General features: G+C 54.2%; 21 protein-coding genes. 6 read left to right on the top strand and 15 right to left on the bottom strand.

Annotated features, from left to right (window positions below):
• Positions 1–122 precede the first annotated feature (122 nt).
• The 5 genes from AC2FD9_RS08050 to AC2FD9_RS08070 are packed head-to-tail and all read left to right on the top strand — an operon-like array spanning position 123 to position 4,329.
• The gene (locus tag AC2FD9_RS08050) at positions 123–1,454 is read left to right on the top strand and encodes an NAD(P)/FAD-dependent oxidoreductase (protein ID WP_496836274.1); all 1,332 of its coding nucleotides are present in this window, start codon (positions 123–125) and stop codon (positions 1,452–1,454) included.
• Positions 1,408–1,953, top strand: a complete 546-nt coding sequence (locus AC2FD9_RS08055; protein ID WP_282119663.1) for a hypothetical protein — start codon at positions 1,408–1,410, stop codon at positions 1,951–1,953. The genes AC2FD9_RS08050 and AC2FD9_RS08055 overlap by 47 nt, the downstream gene beginning before the upstream one ends.
• Positions 1,953–3,176, top strand: coding sequence for an MFS transporter (locus AC2FD9_RS08060; protein ID WP_496836276.1), 1,224 nt, complete (start codon positions 1,953–1,955; stop codon positions 3,174–3,176). The genes AC2FD9_RS08055 and AC2FD9_RS08060 overlap by 1 nt, the downstream gene beginning before the upstream one ends.
• Positions 3,173–3,790 (top strand): DUF3833 domain-containing protein, encoded by a 618-nt coding sequence (locus AC2FD9_RS08065; RefSeq protein ID WP_496836278.1) that lies wholly within the window; start codon positions 3,173–3,175, stop codon positions 3,788–3,790. Before AC2FD9_RS08060 ends, AC2FD9_RS08065 begins: the two co-directional genes overlap by 4 nt.
• Positions 3,787–4,329, top strand: a complete 543-nt coding sequence (locus AC2FD9_RS08070) for a DUF3833 family protein (protein WP_496836280.1) — start codon at positions 3,787–3,789, stop codon at positions 4,327–4,329. The genes AC2FD9_RS08065 and AC2FD9_RS08070 overlap by 4 nt, the downstream gene beginning before the upstream one ends.
• A gap of 64 nt (positions 4,330–4,393) precedes the next feature.
• Here AC2FD9_RS08070 and AC2FD9_RS08075 read toward each other — a convergent pair whose 3' ends face one another.
• The 12 genes from AC2FD9_RS08075 to AC2FD9_RS08130 all read right to left on the bottom strand — a co-directional run bounded on the left by AC2FD9_RS08075 (position 4,394) and on the right by AC2FD9_RS08130 (position 16,081).
• Positions 4,394–5,419 (bottom strand): porin, encoded by a 1,026-nt coding sequence (locus AC2FD9_RS08075; RefSeq protein ID WP_113791010.1) that lies wholly within the window; start codon positions 5,417–5,419, stop codon positions 4,394–4,396.
• A 379-nt stretch (positions 5,420–5,798) separates the two neighbouring features.
• A complete protein-coding gene (locus tag AC2FD9_RS08080; RefSeq protein WP_496836282.1) occupies positions 5,799–6,935 on the bottom strand; it encodes an energy transducer TonB family protein in 1,137 nt (378 codons plus the stop codon).
• Positions 6,932–7,309 (bottom strand): ExbD/TolR family protein, encoded by a 378-nt coding sequence (locus AC2FD9_RS08085; protein ID WP_496697369.1) that lies wholly within the window; start codon positions 7,307–7,309, stop codon positions 6,932–6,934. Before AC2FD9_RS08085 ends, AC2FD9_RS08080 begins: the two co-directional genes overlap by 4 nt.
• Positions 7,306–7,671 carry an ExbD/TolR family protein gene (locus tag AC2FD9_RS08090; RefSeq protein ID WP_496697371.1) on the bottom strand — a complete coding sequence of 122 codons (366 nt, stop codon included), beginning with the start codon at positions 7,669–7,671 and terminating at the stop codon, positions 7,306–7,308. Before AC2FD9_RS08090 ends, AC2FD9_RS08085 begins: the two co-directional genes overlap by 4 nt.
• Complete coding sequence (locus AC2FD9_RS08095; RefSeq protein ID WP_472722619.1) at positions 7,664–8,329, bottom strand: MotA/TolQ/ExbB proton channel family protein; 666 nt, start codon at positions 8,327–8,329, stop codon at positions 7,664–7,666. Before AC2FD9_RS08095 ends, AC2FD9_RS08090 begins: the two co-directional genes overlap by 8 nt.
• The gene (locus AC2FD9_RS08100) at positions 8,326–8,760 is read right to left on the bottom strand and encodes a hypothetical protein (protein WP_496836284.1); all 435 of its coding nucleotides are present in this window, start codon (positions 8,758–8,760) and stop codon (positions 8,326–8,328) included. Before AC2FD9_RS08100 ends, AC2FD9_RS08095 begins: the two co-directional genes overlap by 4 nt.
• Positions 8,761–8,920: 160 nt before the next feature.
• Positions 8,921–11,449, bottom strand: a complete 2,529-nt coding sequence (locus tag AC2FD9_RS08105; RefSeq protein WP_496836286.1) for a cellulase N-terminal Ig-like domain-containing protein — start codon at positions 11,447–11,449, stop codon at positions 8,921–8,923.
• A gap of 45 nt (positions 11,450–11,494) precedes the next feature.
• Entirely contained in the window at positions 11,495–12,421 is a 927-nt protein-coding gene (locus AC2FD9_RS08110; RefSeq protein WP_496705483.1) for a glycosyltransferase family 2 protein, read from the bottom strand.
• A gap of 1 nt (position 12,422) precedes the next feature.
• Positions 12,423–13,391, bottom strand: a complete 969-nt coding sequence (locus AC2FD9_RS08115; RefSeq protein WP_496836288.1) for a glycosyltransferase family 2 protein — start codon at positions 13,389–13,391, stop codon at positions 12,423–12,425.
• Positions 13,381–14,352 carry a sulfotransferase family protein gene (locus tag AC2FD9_RS08120; protein WP_496697380.1) on the bottom strand — a complete coding sequence of 324 codons (972 nt, stop codon included), beginning with the start codon at positions 14,350–14,352 and terminating at the stop codon, positions 13,381–13,383. The genes AC2FD9_RS08115 and AC2FD9_RS08120 overlap by 11 nt, the downstream gene beginning before the upstream one ends.
• Positions 14,353–14,355: 3 nt before the next feature.
• Positions 14,356–15,237, bottom strand: a complete 882-nt coding sequence (locus AC2FD9_RS08125) for a sulfotransferase family protein (RefSeq protein WP_496697382.1) — start codon at positions 15,235–15,237, stop codon at positions 14,356–14,358.
• A gap of 70 nt (positions 15,238–15,307) precedes the next feature.
• Positions 15,308–16,081: a WecB/TagA/CpsF family glycosyltransferase gene (locus tag AC2FD9_RS08130; protein ID WP_496697384.1), complete on the bottom strand. Its 774-nt coding sequence runs from the start codon at positions 16,079–16,081 to the stop codon at positions 15,308–15,310.
• Between the two features lie 184 nt (positions 16,082–16,265).
• Here AC2FD9_RS08130 and AC2FD9_RS08135 point away from each other — a divergent pair, with 184 nt between their 5' ends.
• Positions 16,266–18,599 carry an exopolysaccharide transport family protein gene (locus AC2FD9_RS08135; protein WP_496697386.1) on the top strand — a complete coding sequence of 778 codons (2,334 nt, stop codon included), beginning with the start codon at positions 16,266–16,268 and terminating at the stop codon, positions 18,597–18,599.
• 87 nt (positions 18,600–18,686) lie between these two features.
• Here the strand turns inward: AC2FD9_RS08135 and AC2FD9_RS08140 are convergent, their stop codons facing one another.
• The 3 genes from AC2FD9_RS08140 to AC2FD9_RS08150 form a co-directional block, all read right to left on the bottom strand.
• Positions 18,687–19,598: a sulfotransferase gene (locus tag AC2FD9_RS08140; protein WP_282170104.1), complete on the bottom strand. Its 912-nt coding sequence runs from the start codon at positions 19,596–19,598 to the stop codon at positions 18,687–18,689.
• A 226-nt stretch (positions 19,599–19,824) separates the two neighbouring features.
• Positions 19,825–21,099 (bottom strand): polysaccharide biosynthesis/export family protein, encoded by a 1,275-nt coding sequence (locus AC2FD9_RS08145; RefSeq protein ID WP_496836292.1) that lies wholly within the window; start codon positions 21,097–21,099, stop codon positions 19,825–19,827.
• A 70-nt stretch (positions 21,100–21,169) separates the two neighbouring features.
• The gene (locus AC2FD9_RS08150) at positions 21,170–21,874 is read right to left on the bottom strand and encodes a sugar transferase (RefSeq protein WP_282170102.1); all 705 of its coding nucleotides are present in this window, start codon (positions 21,872–21,874) and stop codon (positions 21,170–21,172) included.
• Positions 21,875–22,063 lie beyond the last annotated feature (189 nt).

Genomic DNA, 22,063 nt, shown 5'->3' on the forward strand with positions numbered 1-22,063 from the left:
AACGCTCAAAAAACCAGGCAAGACATCACGATGTAACGCACGTTCAAAAAAAGTCCAACGTGATTGATCCGTACCCGCATCTGATGCGTAATCCTTTTAAATTGCCGAACTAAGGGGATCACATGTTCGACGAACCAAGGGGCGCACGCAAGAAAATCGCAATTGTAGGTGCAGGAATATCAGGCCTATCCGCAGCTTACTATCTATCCGAAGACAATGATGTAACGGTCTATGAGGCCGAGCCAAGACTGGGCGGCCATGCCCGAACGGTCATGGCTGGTAAAAACGGTGATCAACCGGTCGACACCGGTTTTATCGTGTTCAACTATTCCACCTACCCCAACCTGACCAAACTGTTCGATGAATTGAACGTTCCCGTGATCAAAAGCGAGATGAGCTTTGGCGCCACGATCGACAATGGTCGCCTCGAATACGGATTGAACAATCTGCGCACCCTGACAGCGCAAAAACGCAACCTGATGCGTCCGGCCTATTACAAGATGATTTCGGACATCCTGCGCTTTGGCAAAGAAGCCCCGGAAGCTGCCAAGAACAATGACACTACGATTGGCGAACTGATCGACGAACTACGTTTGGGCCACTGGTTCCGCCACAACTATCTGATGCCCATGTGCGGGGCGATCTGGTCTACCCCCGTCGAATTCATTGACCGCTTTCCCGCACGTTCGCTGGTGCAGTTCTTCCAAAACCATGCCTTGCTGGCCGGTGATCGGTCAAAGCAGCATCAGTGGTGGACGGTCAAAGGTGGCAGCATTGAATATGTTCGCCGGATCGAGGCTGCATTGCGCGCCCGCGGTTGCGAAATCCGCGTCGCCTCCCCCGTGCAGCATGTTCAGAGGGATGAACTAGGCGTGACCGTACTCAGCGAAGGCCAGGCTGACCTTTATGATGAGATCATCCTTGCCACCCATTCCGACCAGTCGCTGGCCATTCTGGGCGGCAACGCCACAGCCGAGGAAACAGCAGCCCTTAGCGCGATCAAGTACCAGCCCAACAAGGCCGTCTTGCATTGCGATCCCGGTCAGATGCCCAAAAGGCGGGCCTGCTGGTCCAGCTGGACCTATCGTTCACAGGCCGGAAATGTCGGCGTCACCTACTGGATGAACCGGTTGCAGAACATTCCGGACAATGATCCGATGTTTGTAACGCTCAATATTGCGGCGGATATTCCCGCAGACAAAATCTATGACGAAGTCGAATTCGCCCATCCGGTTTTCGATCAAGCCGCACTGAAGGCCCAGGGGCAAATTTGCGACATGCAGGGACAGAACAAAACGTGGTTTGCCGGTGCATATAACCGGCATGGTTTTCACGAAGACGGGATTGCCAGCGCGATGCATGTTGTCGCGCAGTTGAATGGCACCCCGCAAACCATCGGAGCTGACAATGGCGTTGCCAAAAATGACCCGGTCATCCCTGTCGCGGCCGAATAGCTCGGTCTGGTGCGTCGCTCTGCTGTCGCTGACCTTGCTGGCCCCAGTCGGGCTGGAAGCGTCAACCGTGTCGAACGAATTGCCGAACGCCGAACTGCGCGGGTCCGCCACGTTCCGTTACCTTGGCCTGCCGATCTATGACGCAAAGCTGTTCACGCCAGGCGGTGCCCCGTTCAGTTGGAGCGATGATTTCGGATTGCAGCTGACCTACCGCAAAAACCTCAAGCAGAAGGCTCTTGTCGAATCCACGCTGGACGAGATGACACGGCAAGGAAACAGCGGGCTGACACAAGCCCAGCTTGAACAGTGCTTTCAGGCTGTCAGCAAAGGCGACAGCTATCTGGCCATCTCGGAAGGGCCGAACAAGGTTGGTTTCTGGCGGAACGGGCGCAAAACCTGCACTCTGTCCGGGCCAGGCGTCAAAAATACATTCATGTCGATCTTTCTTGGCGACAACACCAGATCTGCAAGTTTTACACGCCAGTTGAAGGGACAGTGATGCTGTATCCCCGGGTCAGCCTCTATGCGCTGATGCTCGCAGCGGCGGGTATTCCCCTCTACATCCACCTGCCGCGTTTTGCTGCGGTTAACCTTGGGATTAGCCTTGGGGTGATTGGAACGGTACTGCTGTTGATCCGGCTTGTGGATCTTGTGCAAGACCCGCTGATAGGCTGGGCGATTGACCGATGGCCGGGCGGTCAATTGCTGTTCGCCGCCATGGCCGCTGTTGGGCTGGCGGTCGGCTTTCCGCTGCTCTTTGCCTTGCCACAGGGCGCAAGCGTGACATCGCTGATCCTGATCCTGATCCTGCTGTTCTCGGCCTACAGCCTCGGGACCATCCTGCTTTACGGGCGCAGCGCAACCTTGGCCAAAACACCAGACGCAAAAGAGTTAATGACACTGGCAGCCTTCCGTGAAGGTGGACAATTGGCGGGTGTTGTAATTGCCGCGAGCGCGCCTGCACTGTTCGTCGCTTTAGGGGTCGGCGCGCAGGGATATCCCGCCTTTGGGCTGTTTCTGGGCGTCCTGTCGATCGTAACCATCGCGCTGACATTCCCAATGTGGCGGCGCACGCCGATTACTGGCGAGGGCCTGTCTTTCGCAGGGCTGGGCCAGGCCGGGGCATTGCGACTATTGGCGCTGGCGTTGGTAAACAGTTTGCCGGTAGCCATCACCTCAACCCTGTTTCTCTTCTTCGTCGAAGACAGGCTGCAATTGCCGGGCAAGGCGGGTCCCCTGTTGATCCTGTTTTTCCTCAGCGCCGGCGCCAGTGTGCCGCTTTGGGCCAAGCTCAGCAATCGCATTGGTCCAAAACAGACCCTAATCATTGCTATGCCGCTGTCTATTGCCAGCTTCATAGGTGCTGCGATGTTGCCGGCGGGTGAGCTTTTGGGCTTTGCTCTGATCTGCCTTGCCTCGGGTGCGGCACTTGGTGCCGATATGGTGGTCCTGCCGGCCATGTTCTCGGTCGTTTTGACCCGCGCCGGCCTGAACGCCTCAGCCGCGTTCGGCATCTGGTCCTTTGCGGGCAAGCTGGGCCTCGCGCTTGCCGCTTTCTTTACATTGCCCCTGCTGGAACGCAGCGGCTTTTCACCTGGCCAATCAAATTCCGCCCAAGCCCTGGAAACACTCAATCTGGCTTATGCGGTACTACCCTGCATCCTGAAACTTGGCGCGTTTGGCATGGTCCTGACGTTGCCCACGGAGGTCTCAGCCAAATGAAAACGCTTGTTGTTTTACTGTTCGCCGCTCTCGCTTTGTTTATTGCCAAGAACCGGTTCCTAAGCTTCCGGTCGCAAACACCGGCCGACTACACCGGCACTGGGCCTGCATTCAAAATGAAAGAGGTACTGAACGGAGAAATCCTGTCCGAGGGGCTGATCTATGGGCCGAACGGCAAGATGTCGAACAGCTTTGTCGCCCGTATGGTTGGGAACTGGGATGGCAACACCGGCACGTTGTCCGAGCATTTCACCTATTCCAACGGCAAACAGATGACACGTAAATGGTATCTGACGCTGGGCACCGGCAATACGTTCATCGCCACGGCGGATGACATCGTCGGTGAAGGTCATGGAACAATTTCAGGATCAACTGTCAAACTTACCTACCGCATTATTCTTCCCGAGGATGCCGGCGGGCACACTTTGGACGTCACCGACTGGATGTACCTGACCGAAAACGGTGTAATCATGAACCGATCCGAGATGTGCAAGTTCGGCATCAAGGTCGCAGAGTTGATTGCCACGATGCGCCCCGCGCCCGAGGTTAAATCCGCACATGTCCCCAGTTCAAACGGCTATGATGCGGACGCAGAACAAAGGCCGCTGCAATGATCTCGCGTCGGGTCCTTGTTGCGGGCCTGGCAGTCGCCGGACTGGCCGTTCTGACTGCCTGTTCAGCCAAACCGCGCGTTCCCAAGACCTTTCTGTCTGATCGGCAGTTGAACCTTGAAGAGTTTTTTGAGGGCAAGACCGTCGCCTATGGCCAATTTCAAGATGTTCTGGGCAATATCCCGCGCCGCTTTACGGTGGATATCGACGGAACGTGGGATGGTGAAACCCTGACTCTGGTTGAGGATTTCGTCTATGATGACGGCGCCACCGAGCAGCGTGTCTGGACGCTGACCAAAACGGGCGCGGACACCTGGACTGGCACCGCCCCCGGCGTTCTGGGCACCGCCACAGGGGTCGAACGCGGCGACACGTTCAACTGGACATACAAGATCGACCTGCCGGTCAAAGAGGGCACCATACGGGTCAACTTTGACGACTGGATGTGGCTGCTGGACGATGACCGTCTGCTGAACCGAGCCTATGTGTCGCGCTATGGCGTCCGGTTGGGCGAGGTCATTCTGTTTTTTGAGAAGAAATAGACCAGCAGCAAAAGATAAGGGCAGCTCCGAAGACCTGCCCTTACGCTTTGTGATTTAGCTCAACTTAGAAGTTGAACTGAGCACCGAAGTCAGCGCGGATGCGCCCGTCTTCGTCACCCGTTTTGATTTCGCCGATACCACCACGCAGCGATGCACCGCCGCCCAGGTCGTAGATGGCGCCAATACCGATATTGCGGGTATCGTTGTCAGCCGAACCGTCACCGTAAGCAAACTGCAGGGTGGTTGCGGCGCCGAGATTGTATGCCAGCGACAGACCGTATGCGGTACCGTTCTCGGCATCATCAACAACGTCATCGTCCGCAACAAACAGAGTACCCGAGAAGTCACCGAATTCTGCACCCAGGGTCAGAACGGTCAGCGACTGCTTTTCGCTCGCGCTGTTCACGTTCGCCTTGGTCTGACCATAGGCCAGTGCAGCGGTGATGTTGTTGAAGGTGTAAGTTGCACTGACGTCCCAGCGGTCTGCGTCCTGCGCAACACCGTCAAAAGCAATCGTTGCCTGGTCATATGACGCGCCGAATGCGAAATCGCCAACTGCGTACTGGAAGAACACAGCATTCGCGCCTGAACCGGTCGAGGTGTACTCCAGGAAGCTGTAGTTCACACCCGAATACTGACCCAGAAACTCTTCCAGGCCCGGTTCGTTACCGAAGTAGTTTGCCAGGTTGTCAAAGGAACCTGCAACGTTGCCAGCGTCAACACGCAGACCACCGTAGATGACCGAGAAGCGTGCGCCGTTCAGTCCCGCGCTGTTCTGTTCGCCGTTGCCGGAATCGTCATCAGCCTGCAGACGCACACGTGCCTGGAACTCAACGCCGCCATCGGTTTCTGCGGTGCCGTCGATGTTCAGGCGGAAACGCGAGACCAGGATGGTGTTGTCGGTGTCGACGTTCGCGGTGCCATCAGCGACGATGTCGCCGTTTGCATCCGTGGTAAAGTTGTTAACAGTGCCGGTGCGATCTTCTTGGTAGCCAATACCAAAACGACCGTAGCCGCTGAATTTAACGTCGGCCGCTGCAACGCTTGCAGTTGCAATCAGAGCCGTCGATGCAATGAGAAGATTTTTCATGGTAAACCCACAAGTTTTGAGAGGAGTGCAGCCGCTAGGGCGACTGCTGGCCTACTCGGACAAATTCCGAGCGTGCGCAATGGTTTCGCTGCATTTCATTCTGGGCAAGGTTGGTATTTGTTGCATCTTTGCAAATGCAGAATACCGCACGAAACCCAATTTCCTGAGTATTTACGTATGTTTCGCGATCAGCAGTGTTTCGTTACAAAAAGTTGATCAAAGAAATGCGACGATGCCCCTTTAAATGCCAAAAAACGTACATGTTTGCAATTGAGACTTCCCGGGGGCTGACCCCACCTTCCGAAAATGGGCAGATTCGGGCAAAATCCCGCTCAAAACAGGTTCTGTGATGGGTAAATCGGATGATGAAACCCACCAATCAATTGCTGGTGTAGAAGAAAGACAGCTTGCGGCTGACCCCACCTGGCGGCAGCGGAAAGGGCGAAGCCGCCTGCACTTGCGCCCTTGCGGCCCGGTCAACATCGGACGACCCTGAACTGTCGATGACATCGACCCAGGCCAGCGTGCCATCGGGATTGATTTCGAAAAACACCTTGGCGAATCCCCGGGCAGCAACAAATACCGGGGGTGCGCGGTTCAGGTGGACCAAGACCTCACCCGCATAATTGGTAGTGTCCGAATTGCCGGGGCCACGCCCGCCCGAACGGCTGCCACTACTGCCAGACGTGAAGGCATCCAACCCTTCCCGCCGATAGGCGTAAAGGGGCGATTCAACCACCTCTGACGGAAACTGCAACTCGCTGAAGTCCCGCGCACCATTCAGCACGCCCCGCCGTTCCGGCGTCGGTTGGCGTTCAGGGCGCTGCGGCCGGATCGAAGACGTCACGGCCAGTTCTGTCACGTCTTCATTTGCATCCTGTTCGGTTGGATCAACCGGATCATCCGGCTCAATCGCCTCGGACTCCAACGGTACAACAGGGATCGCGGCCTCGGGCGACGGGTTGACCGGCAGCGCCGCCAGCTCTTGCGGTTGGGGCGATACGGGCTGGACCTCGGTCGCGACCTCTGGCTCGACCGCGACTGCCTCGGGGATTCCTTCGGGCACATCGGTCGCTGTTTCCGCCTCGACCGGCGGGGTTTCGTCGACATCTTCGCTGGCGGCGGCATCGCCTTCGGATGTGTTTTCGGTCTCTGCCACATCAGGCTCAACCGGTTCCGTGGCAGTCGGCTGGACCACTTCGGATTCGCCGATATCAGGCGCGTAAACCTCCTGCGGGTTTTCAGACGCCACAAGCGCCTCACTGACCGGGATTTCCGGTTCCTCAGGCAGCCTTTCAACCGGTGGCTCTGGTGCCTCGGCCGGTTCAGGTTCAATCGGTTCGGCGACAACCTCGGCAAGATCCTCGAATGTCGTGCTTAGCTCAATTGATTCAGGCGCTTGGCCGCCTGGCGCGTCTTCTGCAAGCCGCTGCCCGGTCACGCTTAACCCCATCAGGTGCAAAAACAGCGACACCAGAATGGCCACCACCGCAATCATAACCGACCGGCGGATCATTCCAGCGCCTTCTCGGTCACAACAAAGACGGATGACGCGCCCAGACGGCGTAAAGCACCGGTCACCTCGATCAGACGCGGGCCCGGTGCGTTTCGGTCGGGCACGATGCGCACGGCTTCGTCCCCTTGGCCACGCATATGCGCTTCGGGATCTGTTGGCGTTCCACGATAGCTCAGCGTGCCGTCGGCGTGCAGGATCAGCGCATCAGGTGGCTCGCGCCCTTCAAGGTCTGCGGTGTTCACGAGCTCAAGATCCGGATCCAACGGCGGGGCCAGCGTGCCGGTGAGCAGGAAAAAGATTAGCATCAGGAAAACGACGTTGATTAGGGCAATCGTCGAGTCGCGTCTGCGTTTGGGGCGCCTGTACTTGATCATTCCAGCACCAGAACGCTTAACCCGTCACGCCCGCGCAGCCGGACCAATACGTCGATGACACGCTGCGCCGTTGTATCCGGGTCCAAACTGACCAGAACCTGCCCGGCCTCCAATTGCGTTTCCAGATCATTGAGAGAGACCGTTTGCCCGTTCAGCACCAGCCGTTCCGCCCCCAACTGCAGGAACAACCGCTCGGTCGGTGTCGCCGAAGTCGTACTGCCGCCCACTGCATTGCTCAGCTCGATCTCGCCATATTTGGCAAAGGTCGAGGTCAACATGAAGAACAGCAACAGCAGGAAAATCACGTCGATGAGCGGAGTCATCGACATGGGACGCCGTACGAAGGGTGCGGTGTTACGCATGTCCGGGGGCGGTCGCCACAGCCCGCACATCGTCGGCCTGTGGAACGGCCTGCCCCGGCACCAGAATTGTGCGCAGCGCCTTGTCCGCAAAGACCCGTTCGCGCGCCGTGCGACTTTCGAACCAGGACAACAGCATCGAGGTCGGCATCGCCACGGCAAGCCCCACAGCCGTTGTCAGCAGGGCAACCCAGATACCTCCGGCAAGCAGGGATGGGTCGACAGACGACCCAGCGGATTGCAGGCTGCGAAACGCCTCAATCATCCCCAGGACCGTGCCGAACAGACCCAGAAGCGGCGCAAGCTGCGCCACGGTGTCCAGCAGTCGGAAGCCGCGTTCAAGCCCGGCAAGCGCCAGACCGGCCTCGGCATCCAGCCGTTGGTCCAGACCCGGCGTATCTGAGGCATTCATCGCAACCCGTACCAGGGGGGCAAGGTAACTGCGGCTTTTGTCCAGACGGGCGTGGGCGGTTTTCGGATCGCCCGCATCCCAGGCAGCCAACGCCTCGGACAACACCCGGTGACGCCCGACCCCGGATGCTGCGAATTGCCAGAGTTTGTAAAGCGTGACCGCAACGGTCACCACCGACATCGCGATCAGGATCGCAACAACAGGCCCGCCCAGATCAAGGATTTCGCGCAATGCATCAAAGGGGCTCATCCAATCAACTCCACATCTGTTCGGCTTTGCAGTTTCAAGGCCTCGTGACAGACCTGACTGTCCGATCCGGCAACAACGCAGGTATTTGCACCGTTGATCAAGGCTCTACCAACAGCGCCGCATGTCATGCCGGGAAGATCGAACTGGCGTACGCGTGGTCGATCGACAGGCAGATCACGAAAATTGAATAATGATAGGCTGACCACACTACCAGAGGCATCGAAAATTACGGTTTCATAGCTAACAGCATCAATTGCTGCGCCTGTTTTGTTTTCGATCACAAAGGTCAACCTACATGCCTGGCCAACATCCTGAACCGTATTGAGTTCCATGATCAAACCGGTCGGTTTGTTTTCCTCTGACTGGGCCAATGCTGCTATTGGCAAAGAGCAAAAGCTAAGAAAAACAAGTGCCGAACGGAGAAACAACATTGACACGCTCCTAGTTAATCAATGCGGAAATCTATAGACGGCAAGGCTCCGCTGCTGCTGGAGTACACATAGTCAAGACAGCAAGAGTGTCAAAGAGTTTCAACAGCTTTTCAAAGGCCCACGATCCGGTGCTCCGAGAACTTAGGTTTTATTGCGTGGGTCAGTCAGGCAGAGTTGCAAACGCGCAGGCCACCAGCCATTCCATCGCATTCGACTTGATCCCATGTTCGGCCGCGATTGCAATACTGCGGCTTTCAAAAATCTGTGTGTAGATAGGCCAGGCTTCCTGATTGGGTGGGTAGAACGCTCCGGCGGTCTTACGCTGTTCCCATTCATACAACTTCCCCCCCGCTACGCCGAAACTGATCTGTCCGGGGATTTTTTTGCCACTGAGTTCGTCCGTAAAGAGCGGGTCAGAAAATTCCCGATGCCCCAGCCCTTGCACGAAACTCACGTTGGCGGGGTTACATCCCAGTCCGAACCACATTCCCTCAACTGCAGCGTTATGCACCTCCGTGGTCGCCTCACCTTCTGACGCGAAGTACATTGCCATTTGCCCCGCCCGCCAGTTCGAACCGGGGCCAAAGCGTAGCCATCCCAGGCCCCAGGGATAAGCGGCAGTGTTGTGCAGCCCGAAGTCGCGCCCCATGCGCTTACCGTTCAGGGCGCGCTGCTTGATCCACCCTTCGATGGTTCCAACGATCGCGGCATTAACCTCTCGACCCTCGCGCGCGGCTCGCACATATTCAAGATAAGCGGCCGGAAACACTTCTTTTTTTAATGAAGAGTCTGGCTTCTCGGCTTGCGGCACGAAAGGGTTTTGGTCTTCAAATACCTTGCGCGCTTGAAGATCTCCGCTAGCTCGGTAGACAGTTGCGGCCGCGGCGATACGGATCTGGTTAACTCTACTAAGTGCAGAGTCAGAAAACCCGTCGGTTGGCTGTTGTTCAGCCCAAAGCCAAGCGCGTGTTGCCTCAGCGACGATGGCACTTCCTAGAACGGTATCGCCGCAGACATGATGGATCACATGGCCCAGCTTTGCAGCCCCATAAGCAAAACGATAAGCAGCCCAATCCTCTGGGCCATATGCATATGCTTTCTGAACAGGGTTCCATGATACTGAGCCCAGAATTCCGCTGATGGAATACTCGACCCCTCCGATAATCGCACCATTTTCGTGCTGAGTTCGACGCCACAGCGATGCCCCCCAAAGTGCCTCGTGGATCAGATCAGGCAGAACGGTTTCGCCGTCACCCCTATCGTCATCGTCTTTGCGCGATGCGACATCTGCGTGCGAGAAGGTTTTTTTGCTTTCCGGAAGGTTCAGGTTCAGACTGCGACAATGGGGGAAGGTCTCGACGATATCGGCCATGTGGAAGACGACATCCATATGTTGAATGCGCCGATCCCAATCCCCGGCATCATGCCAACCGCCCCAAGCTTTGGGGTTGGCCTTCATAGATGAGCGCTCGGGTGCCGTGTCTGACCCGCCCAGAGTATTTACATTTTCTGACAGCGCTTTTGGGGCCCGCACCTTGCCGTAGCCATCCCTCATATTCCCAAGCTTCAAATCCGTCTGCCAGACCGTCAGCCCATCTGCCGGATGCCCGTTGCGGGGACGGGTTCGGCCCTCACCATAAGGTGCGGCGATCTCACAGCCAGACCTTTGATGGAAATACCATCGGGCAGCCAGGCGGAGCGCTTCATCATAGGCCGCTAGGGATACGTTGAACGGGAATGACCGCCCTAATCCAGATACCTGAATCTGGTATTCACCATCAAGTTCAAGGTCGGAGAAGTCGGCCTCATAAATACTGCAACCATTGAAGTTAAGGCCATTCCGATGTGGTTCTTCGGAGGGTTTGGCCAAGGTCAAACGACCCGATCGAACAACGGCGCCATTTTGCGTAGATACCAAGCTCCATTCAGTTGCGGGTGACAACAATGCATCAGTGCTGCCATTTTTGCCGACCTGATCCTGTCCCAGCCAACTGCCGACATAAGCCTTTTTGGGCCCGGTCAAAGGATAGCCCGCCTGACACACATGGATGGATTCACTGAATACGTCTGGGTCTTTTACATATTCAGTCTCGGCAAAGGATGGACCCGTGATGCTCAGAACAGCACCTTGAGGAATGGCGCGGTCAAGTTCAAATGTCACCAAATGCCGCTTGGTGCTTTCCCACCGACGATCAGCAACGGCTAGCGTGCGAATGGGCGAAGACTTGCGCCAGAGACCGACAATGCCCGCTGGCTGTCCGTCAATCAGAACACGCCAGTTGTCGGTTCGATCCGCCGCTGCCTGCGGCTGAATCGCAGAGTTACCGATGCGAAAACCGTCCTTCCGACTTTGCTCCTGAACCTTAGGCCAGGCAGTAAATATTTGCGGCGCTGTGGTATGCGCATCGCCCGAGAAATAGCCCGGCAATCCGTTCAGCTTGCCGGACGCACCAAACCCGTTTGTCGGGTCCGGTGACCAGCGAACCCGGTCGGAACGCAACACTTCGACCGGGGTCGACATGTCCAACATCGTGTCTATCACCGTCAATTGGAACCCATTCTCTCCGACATATCCAATATCGGCCTTGTCGGCGGCGGCCGCTGTAAAACTGGGCGCTAGCGTAACCACAATTGGCGCGGCGGCCACCGCCGTGCCCCGCAACAAAAATGCCCGCCGTGAAAGTTGCATTTGCCCCATCCTCTCCATAGGCGCGAGAAAGCCCCTAGCCTAAGCTTACACCCTTCGATCCAAACTGCGCATGAACCTATAGATCAGTTTTGGGCGAAACAGGCTGTCAGGATACATAAACATCCCACAGACGCCCTCCAACAGCGCTAGTGGTTTGCGCCCATACTGATATTGGTTCCGAACCCCGGACCAGAAGATATCAATCTTCCGCGCACGCAGCAGGAATCGCAACCGCGACCCGAAGGCTTGCCGCATTGCCGGGTTGGCTGAAACCTTTTCGATGCACGGCACTCGCCGGGCAAAAGCGGGATCACGGGCTCTGAAGTTCGCTCCGCTGGCCACCTGCCGATAATACAAAAGTGGCGGTCCTTCGACTACGGCGAACCCTCCGATCAAAGCGACACGGCACCAGAACTCCCAATCCTCGCCATACACGAGGTCTTCTTCATAACCGCCGGACTGCCGCGCTGCATCGGCTTTCATCGCAAGCGCACCGCCATTCACCACGTAGTTTTTACGCAACAACACAGCCAATTGGTCCTTGCTAGGAACAAGTAAGCGGTTGTCCGCGCCATTCATCTCCTGACCCACGGTGTTGATCCGTTGAACACCGGCGATGGCTGCAACGGCGTCGGACGTTGCCAGCACATCCGAGTATCTTTGCAACGCTTCAGGGTGCAGCAAATCGTCCGCATCCAAAAACAGCACGAACTTTCCGAGCGCTAAACTCAAACCTAGGTTGCGGGCCGCACCGACACCTTTGGCCCGGCCAGTCACTGGGGTAAAACGCACGTCGCGCATAGCGAAACGCTCCAAGATCTCACGGGTGTCGTCTGTCGAGCCATCGTCAATACACAAAACTTCGAATTCCGTCATTGTTTGCCGGCATACGCTTTGTAGCGTTTCCTCGACATAGCGCTCCATATTCCGAGCGGGAATGATGATCGAAAACTCAGGTTTTGAGTTGTCCATTTCAGCCCCCTCCTGCTCGGTCCAAGCGGACGGCAGCTGTATTGTATTCGTCGAAACGGATCTGCAAAAAGGCCGCCAACATCCCGGTCCCACGATAAATTTCGAGCGCTCCTTTACAGCATCTTGCCTTTGACCCGAAACCAAGGAAAACGCACATCACAAGCCCCCAACCTATAGCCGCAAAACCTTTTACAACACGTATCGGTATTCCCTTGCGACGGATTTGAGCTATCCGCGCCAGTGTATGCCCCATGCGAAACCAACGACGCCTGAGCCAATGCATCGTCGCCCGGTGAGCTGGGATATGATCCCAGACCAGAGCCTGCGCAGCAGCGCGGATAGTTCCGCCCGATTCGATCCGAAGTCGCGAAAAAAACTCCTCATCCTCTCCGCCAGTGGTGTTAAAGCGGGCGTCGAACCTCATGGTCTGTTTTCTAATGATGGCAGCATCCGCCATTGAATTGTTGGTGGCAGCTGATGGAAGTTCAGCCCCCTGCTCATAGGGACCCATTCGGAACAGGTTCAGTTGTTCGACCCAAGCGGGTGGGGCTTCGTCGTAACGCGGTTCGACAGCTCCCTGAACCGCAACAGTGTTTGGTAAAATCATGGTTCCTAATAACTCTGCCAACCAGTTTTCAGAGGCGGTTTCATCATCATCAAGAAATGCAAAATAGTCCGCATCCGGAGGGGCCTCGGCCAATGTCCGGTTGCGCGCCGATACAATCCCGCGTTCGTGTTCCAGAACGTAAATCACTGGCCAACATGACAAATCCTGAATTTCGCCCAGAACCGAACGGGCCGTCGTAGCTGGAGCGTTGTCTGCAATCACGAGCGTTACGCGCACATCGCGGGCGCCAAGCTGCTGATCGTTCAGGCTGTCAATCAATGCCCGCAATCCCTGTGGACGTTTATAGGTCGCTATACAGATCGCAACGTGGGTTCCCGCCTGAGATCGTGCGTCAACGCTCATAACCGACCATCTCTAGCGCATGCCCTGCTATTCTGTCGAACCTCGCCTTTTTTCCGTCTGACCATGATGCCCAGCGCTTGATCGGGTTGAAATCCACTGACTTGGTCTCTGGTTGCCAGCGCTCTTGATCCGAAGCCTTCGAGCGGGACGATCCACGAACGGGCATCTTGTCGATTTCATCCCAAGGGAACACGGCTTCATCCAACCCAATATGATACAAGGTTTTTCTTACGTATTCATGCGTATCGGCAAGGATATCTTCGTAGCGGACGACCATTGTATCGTCGTTACGGTTCAGGCCACCTTCGGCAAATGTCATGATGGCCTCGGCACCCAAACGCCATTCATCCGCCAGTTGGCGGAAATTTTTGCTCGTAAGTGAAAACCGAGAAAATGTCTTGAGCGAAGAGTCAACGACATCACGCCCGTCCCGAATGCACAGGATGATCTTTGCATCGGGAAAGATGTACCGCGCCAGTGACAGGTCATGAACGTGGGGGCATTTCAGCAATATGTTCTTACCATCAACCTGCGCTTGCAGTTCTCTGAACCAGCTGCCAGCAAGCATGGCCAGCACGTCATACTGGCCCAAGACTTCTTCGTTTCTTGGGAAGTATCGCAAGAAATCCCGAGTAAAAGCCGCAGCATCCCCAGCCGCGTGCAATAGAGGGAACTCATATAGACGACCCGGATCAGCCCCAACATCAGGGTGCATTGCGATGAGGTCGCGCAAGAAATTGGTGCCTGATCGCGGCATCACACCAAGCACTAAAACCGGAGTCTCGATGCTGCCACGCGCTTTTCGAGCTAATGTGGCAAGCTTCTCCCCTTTCTCCGGAGAGATAACCGGCAGAAAATCCTCGCTATCCAGAAAGCGCGCGCCCAGCAAACGCCGGGTCATCCGCACCACTTGGTTCAAGCGCATATCTCCAGCCATGTTCAAAGTGTTTGATACGCTCATAATTCACTCATTCGCTGCAGAATTGACAAAACTCATATCGCGCCAGGTCGGCCAGGGTAGAACCGCACGCCCAGTAAGTTGCGCCACATACTTAACATCTGATCGGAAATGCTCGACCAGCATCTCCCGCATTTCTGGCGTCGGAGGTGCTACCTTCGTCTTCAAGTGTTGCTTGTTCATCGAAATAGCCTGCTTGAGCCCAGGCGCTTTTTTGAGGTTTTTCACCAGATCCTGCATCCCCAGCGAGCGCATCGCATCCCCTCCGTAGCGCAGCGTTTTTTGAACTACTGGGTAAAGGTAAGTTACGTTTTCGTGATGCCGTTCTGTGAGTGACGCTGGGTGCCGTTTGGGTTCAACACCAAGATGACCACACACTTGCTCATAAATTACATTTGGATTCGACGCGATGTCCTCGGAAAACAAAACGAGCAGAGCATCGCGATCGAAATTCGCCAGCCAGGTCTCTAGAACAGCCTTGTATTGGCTTTGTAGTGAATATGCAGGATTTCGTTTCCAAGCGGCTTCGAATGTTGTTTCTGGTGGGATATGGCCTTTGCGGATCTCGTGCATATGGTTCGAAAATGCCCGTTCGATTGGGTCTCGCAATATGCATATAAGCTTCAGATCCGGGCTATACTGGGCTGCGCGTTCAGCGGCGTCACGACTAAAGAAGTAAGTCGGCGAGCACTCACCCTTGATCGCATTTTCAGAACTGCCATGGAAATAGCTCTCGTACCATGTGTATCCACGGTCATAATTCGCCGTAAAAAAATTAAGCTCCTTGGGCTCGCTGGTCGCAATCAATGGATGCTCTGAGAGAACATGATGCAACCAAGTGGTTGCAGCTTTCTGCGCGCCAATTCCTATGAAATCCACTTTCGACACATGAATTCCCTTCTGAACAACTCAACCCACTAACAAGACAAGGGAAAAAGCCCCGAGCCTTTTTAACAATTCACTTTAACTTCAAAATATCTTTCTTAAGAACCACGCTGATCGTATGGGGGTACCTGCGAAAATGCCTCTTTCGAATGTGACCGGGGCCAGTCGCGGTACGGTGAAGCCATTCCAATCCGATTTTTTGCATCCAAACAGGCGCGCGCGCATAGTCTCCGACCACATAATGAAAGCAACCGCCGCATGTCACGATCCAAGCGCAATGCTCCAGACGAGGCGTAATTTCGAGTGAAAAGAGTTGCTCCTTTGGCTTACCCAACCCAACCCAAAGAACATCGGCCTTACTGTCATTGATGTCAGCGACAACCGCGTCAACTTCAGACTCGTCAAAATAGCCGTTCCTCCGACCTGCTATGGTCAAGCCAGGATGAAGCTCAATCAGCTTTTCAGCGCAGGAACGGTTGATCTCTTCCGTGCCACCCAACAGATAGTAACTGATATCATGCTTAACGGCAGGTCCGGCTGCTGTGTGGATGAAATCTGTTGTCGCCGTGCGCTCTGGTATTGGCTTCGAACCTCGCGCAAATTTGGAAGCCCAGACAACGATCTGACCATCCGCATGCACTATGTCCGCAGAATTAATTGCCTTGGCAAATTGCGGGTCCTTTTCGTACAGCGAGATACCGTATGCATTAGCATCGAAAACAGTCAATGCGCGTTGAGCCTCACCGCTTCGCCGGCGTTTGACATCTTCGACCATCGCTGAGCTAAGTTCGGTATCGCTGACAAGCGCAACTGGCATCCCACTTACAATCACATGTGGCAAGCGCATCTTCAGAACTCGCTCCATCGTTACTCACTCTCAAAACAAATAGTACAAATACTTCTAACTTGAGCAACACTATCAAAGACCGCATTTTTTTTGAAACTAAAATTGCTCTCTGATCCGGTATTGATCTTGGATGCGCTGACAAGGTCAGCAATCAAAGCCGGCACTTTTCGATTTTGGCTTCAATATGAGCGATTCCGATACATTGTTTTTGGTAAATACAGTTTTTTCTGTTGCCGTCGCCCGTAAACCCTTATTGTCCAGTTATCGTTGTTTGAGATTGTTTATTGTTATGACTGATCAGTACCGAAAAGTTTTGGACGCAGAGCTTTCCGGTTTAGGCGTTGCTCCGGCAGGAGACCCTGAACTGCGAGTGATTTCGAGTATTGCTTGGGCGATCAGACGCTCGATCGGTTGGATTTTCCTGGCAGCCTTTGCAGTCGCGTTTGCCGCCTATGTTCTGACCTACACTTCCGATACCAAATACACCTCGAGTGCGAAGGTGATGATCGACACCCGCGTCCAAACCGAGACGCAGTTCACGACACAAGTGTCCGGACTTCCATTGTCATTGACCTCTTTGGAGAGTGAGCTTGAACTGCTGCGCTCCACCGACATCATCGAAAGCGTTGTTGATCGTCTGCAATTGCAAGACGACCCCGAGTTTTCGGGCGCGGAAGCTGGGTTTTCCCTAAACCCAATCTCGTGGGCCCGCAGCTTGAAAGATGTGATTGTGAACGCGATCGGCGGAGACAATGGTGCGGCAGGCGATCTAGAACCCGAGGAACTGCGTGAAATTCAGCGCGCGGCAACTGTTGAAAAACTTCTTGAATCCAGGCAGGTAGAGCAGATCGGGGAGATATCAGCGGTTTACAGGATTAGCGTCACTTCAAAGTCCCCGCAAAAAGCAGCAAGTATCGCAAACTACTTGGCCTCTGAATACTTGACTGTTCTTACGCGAATGAAGCGCGATGACCTTGACCAGGCACAGCAATGGTTGTCGACACGGATTAACCAGATTCGCGAGGATCTTAATGTTCTAAGCTCCGAACTGGAGTCGCATTCGATCGAGACACCGTTCTCGCCTGAGGAATATGCAACGATCAAAGCGCAACGCATCAAATCAGAGAAACGGGCGCAGCTGGTTGACGCAGAGATCGTCGCGCAGGACGGGCACCTCAGTACCATTCAAAACCTGATCAACGAGGGAAAAACACAGGAAGCCATTTATTTTGCTTCCGAAGTCGGTTTGATATTCCCTTCTGAAGCAATGGACACACCGGAGGAACAGGCCGAAGTGCTGGACACCGGAGTCAAGGCTCTGGAAACCAAACTAGAGGTCCTCAACGGCCAGAAGGTAACCCTCGAAAAGAGCATTGAAACCTTCAAGGAACAGCAGGTGCGTCAGGTCCAGCACGCTTCGATCACGAAGAGGATAGAAAATGAGATCCTTGTCGTTGAGACAATCTACAGGGACTTTGTTGCCCAACTTGGTCGCAGAGCCGAGCAAAGGAATTACCTTGATGCGGGAGCCCATATTATTGAACGGGCTCGCGTGTCCGTTGACCCATCTGCCCCCAAGAGGTCGTCCGTCGCTCTAACGACCATGTTTGCGGTTATCTTCTTGGGCCTCGGTTTTACCGTGGTTCGCGAACTGCTGCAAAAGCGCCTGAGAACCACGTTTGAATTGGAGAACACAACGGGAGTAAAGCTTTCGGCGATCATTCCGGAGGTCAAAAACGAACCGCCGTTCGAAACTTTCTTTATGAACAACGGAAAGCTTGATCCGACGTTGATGCACTACGGCCGAAAACTTTTGGCCAGCAGCGCCATCGGCCTGCGAACAATGCGACCCGATGACGAAACTGCGACACCGCAGTCGGCCGATTTATTTGCCAAAAACTCGGACAACAAGCATAGAAAGCGGGTCGCCGAAGAAGGATGTACTATCTTATCTGGTGCAGCGGCTTTGCCAGATGAGGGAAATACCTCAACTCTTCTTCTGATCGGATCGGTGTGTGCGCAAGCAGGATATCGAACGCTAATCATCGATTGTGATACATTAACGTCCACTTATCGCGACCTGTCTCAGATGACAGCAGAGTCGCTGAAACTTGCGACAACTCATCCTCTTTCACTGGAAAACTATATCGTTGGAACTCCTCAGGATGGTCTGGACATCCTTCCCTTGATCGGTGCCCAAGAGAACGAAGGTCAAATAAAGTCCGTGGAGGACTTTCTGTGTTCTACAGCTTTTGTTAGCCTACTCCGTTCACTTTCCGGAACCTACAATACCATCCTTCTGGATACGCCGCCGCTGTTGAGCGCAGTGGAATCAGGCTATCTATCGCAGCTCTCTGATCGAGTGATCCTGTTTGTTCGATGGAACGACACGCGGCGAAAGTCCATCCTTCAAGCCATGCGTGAACTTGAGAACGCCGGTGTACGACCCTCAGCCTTAGTCGCTACACGCGTAGACATGAAACGCGTCAAGCTCTACGGGGATCCAATTCTTGGGTAATCGCATTTAATGGTATTGCTGGGCACGCAGTTCACTAAAGTTTTTTGATATGGTTAGCGAAAGATCTGGCGCTCGCCAATCAGCACACTAATTTGCGAACTGTTGTCTGATCTCGGAATGCCACCGTCGACGCCATTCCTCATTGATGCGCTCGAAGCCTTCCAGCCGTTGCAGGGCAGCATCCCGCAGCATTTCACGAGTTTCATCGGGCATAAACATCTTCTTACCCTTAAAAACCCTAGGCGGTGCGTCGACTGCCGCGATCCGCTTCACAGCACCCTTCGCCGGGTCAACGAAGCTGACAATGCGGCTAAGTACTTCCGCCGGGTCCGCGCTCAGGCTTTCCAAGTAATCTATAATCACATTATCGGGGCCATAGGCGTTCTGCCACCTTTCAACCAGATCGACATAGCGCCGGCAAATATTCATCTGATACTCGACTTTTTCCCTGTAAAATGCGACCTCATCATCGATTCTGACAGCACGAGTGGACATTCGACAATGCGACCACAATTGCTCAAAAGGGTTTCGCAGAAGGATCACTATTTTCAAGTTCGGTAAATGTTTTTTGAGGTTTTGAACCTCGTCGTCGTCAAGCATATGGTAACAAGGCGAGATGTCACCGCTTATTCGGTTCTTTGGAAAAAGGTTAAGATACCAGTCCAGGTCCCGCTGAGCGGTAGCAAAACTGACAGCCCAGTTTAAGCGCTTTAGATCCTCTTTCCCTGTTGCAACTTGTTTGGCTATCTGAGCAACTGCGCGGCGCTCTTGACGGGCCGCCCAGTGTTTCGAGAACAGAAAGTTCCTGAGACCCCCATCGTAGCCGATTTTATTGTGCGCAAAAAATTTGATTTCTTTTACAGGTGACACGTAAATCTCGGTACGTTCCTTAAATAGAACCTGCAGGGTCGATGTACCGCATTTTGGCATCCCGATGCACAGAAAATCGGGTCCGCGCCGAGACCTGATCGTCGCACTCATGTTTGTTTCATAACCCATTTCAGACGCCTACTGCCGTATGACGTCGCATACCCGTCAGGTTTTTTCGAACGTCAGTCCAACAAATTGGGGCACCGGGTTGCTGAACTCTCGGGCCTAAATACGCTGGAGGAATTGTACACAAATGCATAAACTTAACTCGTCAACTTTGAACTCATAAAATTTGGATTTGATGATCTACTAACTCACGTTCTATGGGCATTACGTAGCCAGAATCTCGCTACGCTCACTCGGTAAGTGGTGCATCTTCGGTGATTTCCTGAACAGAAATCTCCAGACTGTCACCCGGTCGCAATTGCGCCAGTTTGTCTGCGACAAGTTGCTGAAGCTGGCCGTCTTCGGTTCGAAAAATTGTGACCGTATAGTCGATATCGGTTATGAGGCTTTCCGTTCCAATCTCATTGGATGCACCTGCCAAGTATTTCGAAATTGTGTCCAATTGATGCTTGGCGTCGCGTACGGATAGGCTTGCAACCCGGCGCTCTTGCAGCAATCTCAACGTCCGTTCTTGTTCGAATTGTTCCTCATCGCGGATTAGCCGGGTCAAAATGAGACTGGTTCCCGCCAGATCTTCTTCAACTTCCAGCAGGCGCGTCGCGGACAACACCGTTGTACGACGCGTATCCGCGAGCCGCGATCCGGGTGCTAATCCTTTGTCGACCAAACTGACCACGCGAGCCTCTTCTTCTTCATCAGCTTCCAACGCCTTCGCCAGTTCAGTTATTTGCTCTTCCAGAATTCTGACTCTCTCGGCCGCCTGCTGTCTCGCATCTTCAAAGAACTCGCGTTCACCGGCCTCGTTTTCCTGGTTGATACTGCGGATCCTGATTTGCTCGGCGATCAATTCGGCCAGAACACTAGGCGATACTGTGACGGACTCGGGAACTGGCGGCTCAAGATCCATGTCCTGTGCGAGTTCACTCGAGCTGCGCCAAGATTGGACAAGCGCTTGCGCATGCTGCAGGGCAGCCTGACCATACGCAGTCTGCCAGCGCAGCAACTGGATTGGGTCGATTGTCACATCATCGGCCAGCAACATGCTGCGGACCCCACCCGCCAAGGCGACAGCCTCGCGCACGGTTATTGCTGGTCTGTAGTCTATTTCGCCGGTTCGAGCGACGTCGCCGCCGATTATGATGGGCCGGTATCCATTTCGAGCAATCTCAATCTCATCACCAGCGAGCTGGATTATGTAGATGTCGCCGTTAAGGTCGTACTGTTTGACGATTTTACCTGCGGCATCTTGCCGGACGAGCAGTTCCAGTCTCTCCAGAGATAGCCCTTGCGCACGAAATTGCCCCAGCCATTTCAGGTTTACATCGCCATGAGCGTCTATTGTGGCGTCAAAGGACAGGTCATCCAGCCCCGTTAGCGAAACGCTGACTTGATCTCCTGGTTCAAGGTCAAAGTCCGCCATCGCCGCTGTGGCTAGCATAAGGCAGGACAAACCAAGTGCGCATGCTGTGAATAGCTTCGACAAGTACCGGATCGGTTCAAGCATCCCAAACCACCTTTGCTACTTAATCTTCTCACCCATTAAGCCAAAATAAGCTCAGTCAAGGGCTCCGAATTCACTGTCCTGTTCCGTTGCACACCACACCAATGGTTCGAAACAAAATCTTAAGGTCGAACCAGAAGCCGACTTTTCGCACATACTCACTGTCGAAGATTGCGCGATGAGCAAACTCGACATCGTTGCGTTCGGACACCTGCCATGGACCGGTAATTCCTGGCTTCATCAGGGTGTAATCCCCGCCCGGATACAGCTTCCGCTGCTCCGGCATCATCGGCCGCGGGCCAACAAGGCTCATGTCGCCGATCAAGACATTCCAAAGTTGAGGCAGCTCATCCAAAGACGTCGCTCTAATAAAACGGCCAAATTTTGTAATGCGGGGATCGTTGTCCAGCTTCTGCTTTGTTTCCCATTCGACAACAGCAGATTCATTTTCAGCCAAATGTTGCCGCATAATTTCATCCGCGTCTTCGACCATCGAGCGGAATTTCAGGAAATCAAATTCGTCACCACCGATACCAATTCGTTTCTGGCGGTAGATCGCAGGACCGCCATCAAGCCTAACCAAAAATCCAATGGCAAGCATGAGCGGCAAAACAAAAGGAGCGCCGATCAATACCAGCGCAAGATCAAGCAGGCGCTTACCTTTCAACGCGTAGAAGCCCTTTAGCCTTTGGCTGACATCACTCTTTACGCTAGATGTCTGATTTTTATTATAAATTCTAGGTTCTTCAAATCTAAACGAACCGGGAATATCACTCATATTAACCCCCTAACACGCAGGACAGCGACGTCCCCACACTAATAACTCGCGAATGGCCAAATAACGCTGTGACCTAAAATGAGGCCAGAACGCTGCTGCCTAACTATTTTCTACTCAATAGACTTGGACCTGTAACCGCCTTAAACAGCCACCCACCCATAGTTATTAATCCGATTCGCACAAAAAACC

The organism is Ruegeria sp. YTSC230, from assembly GCF_059609665.1.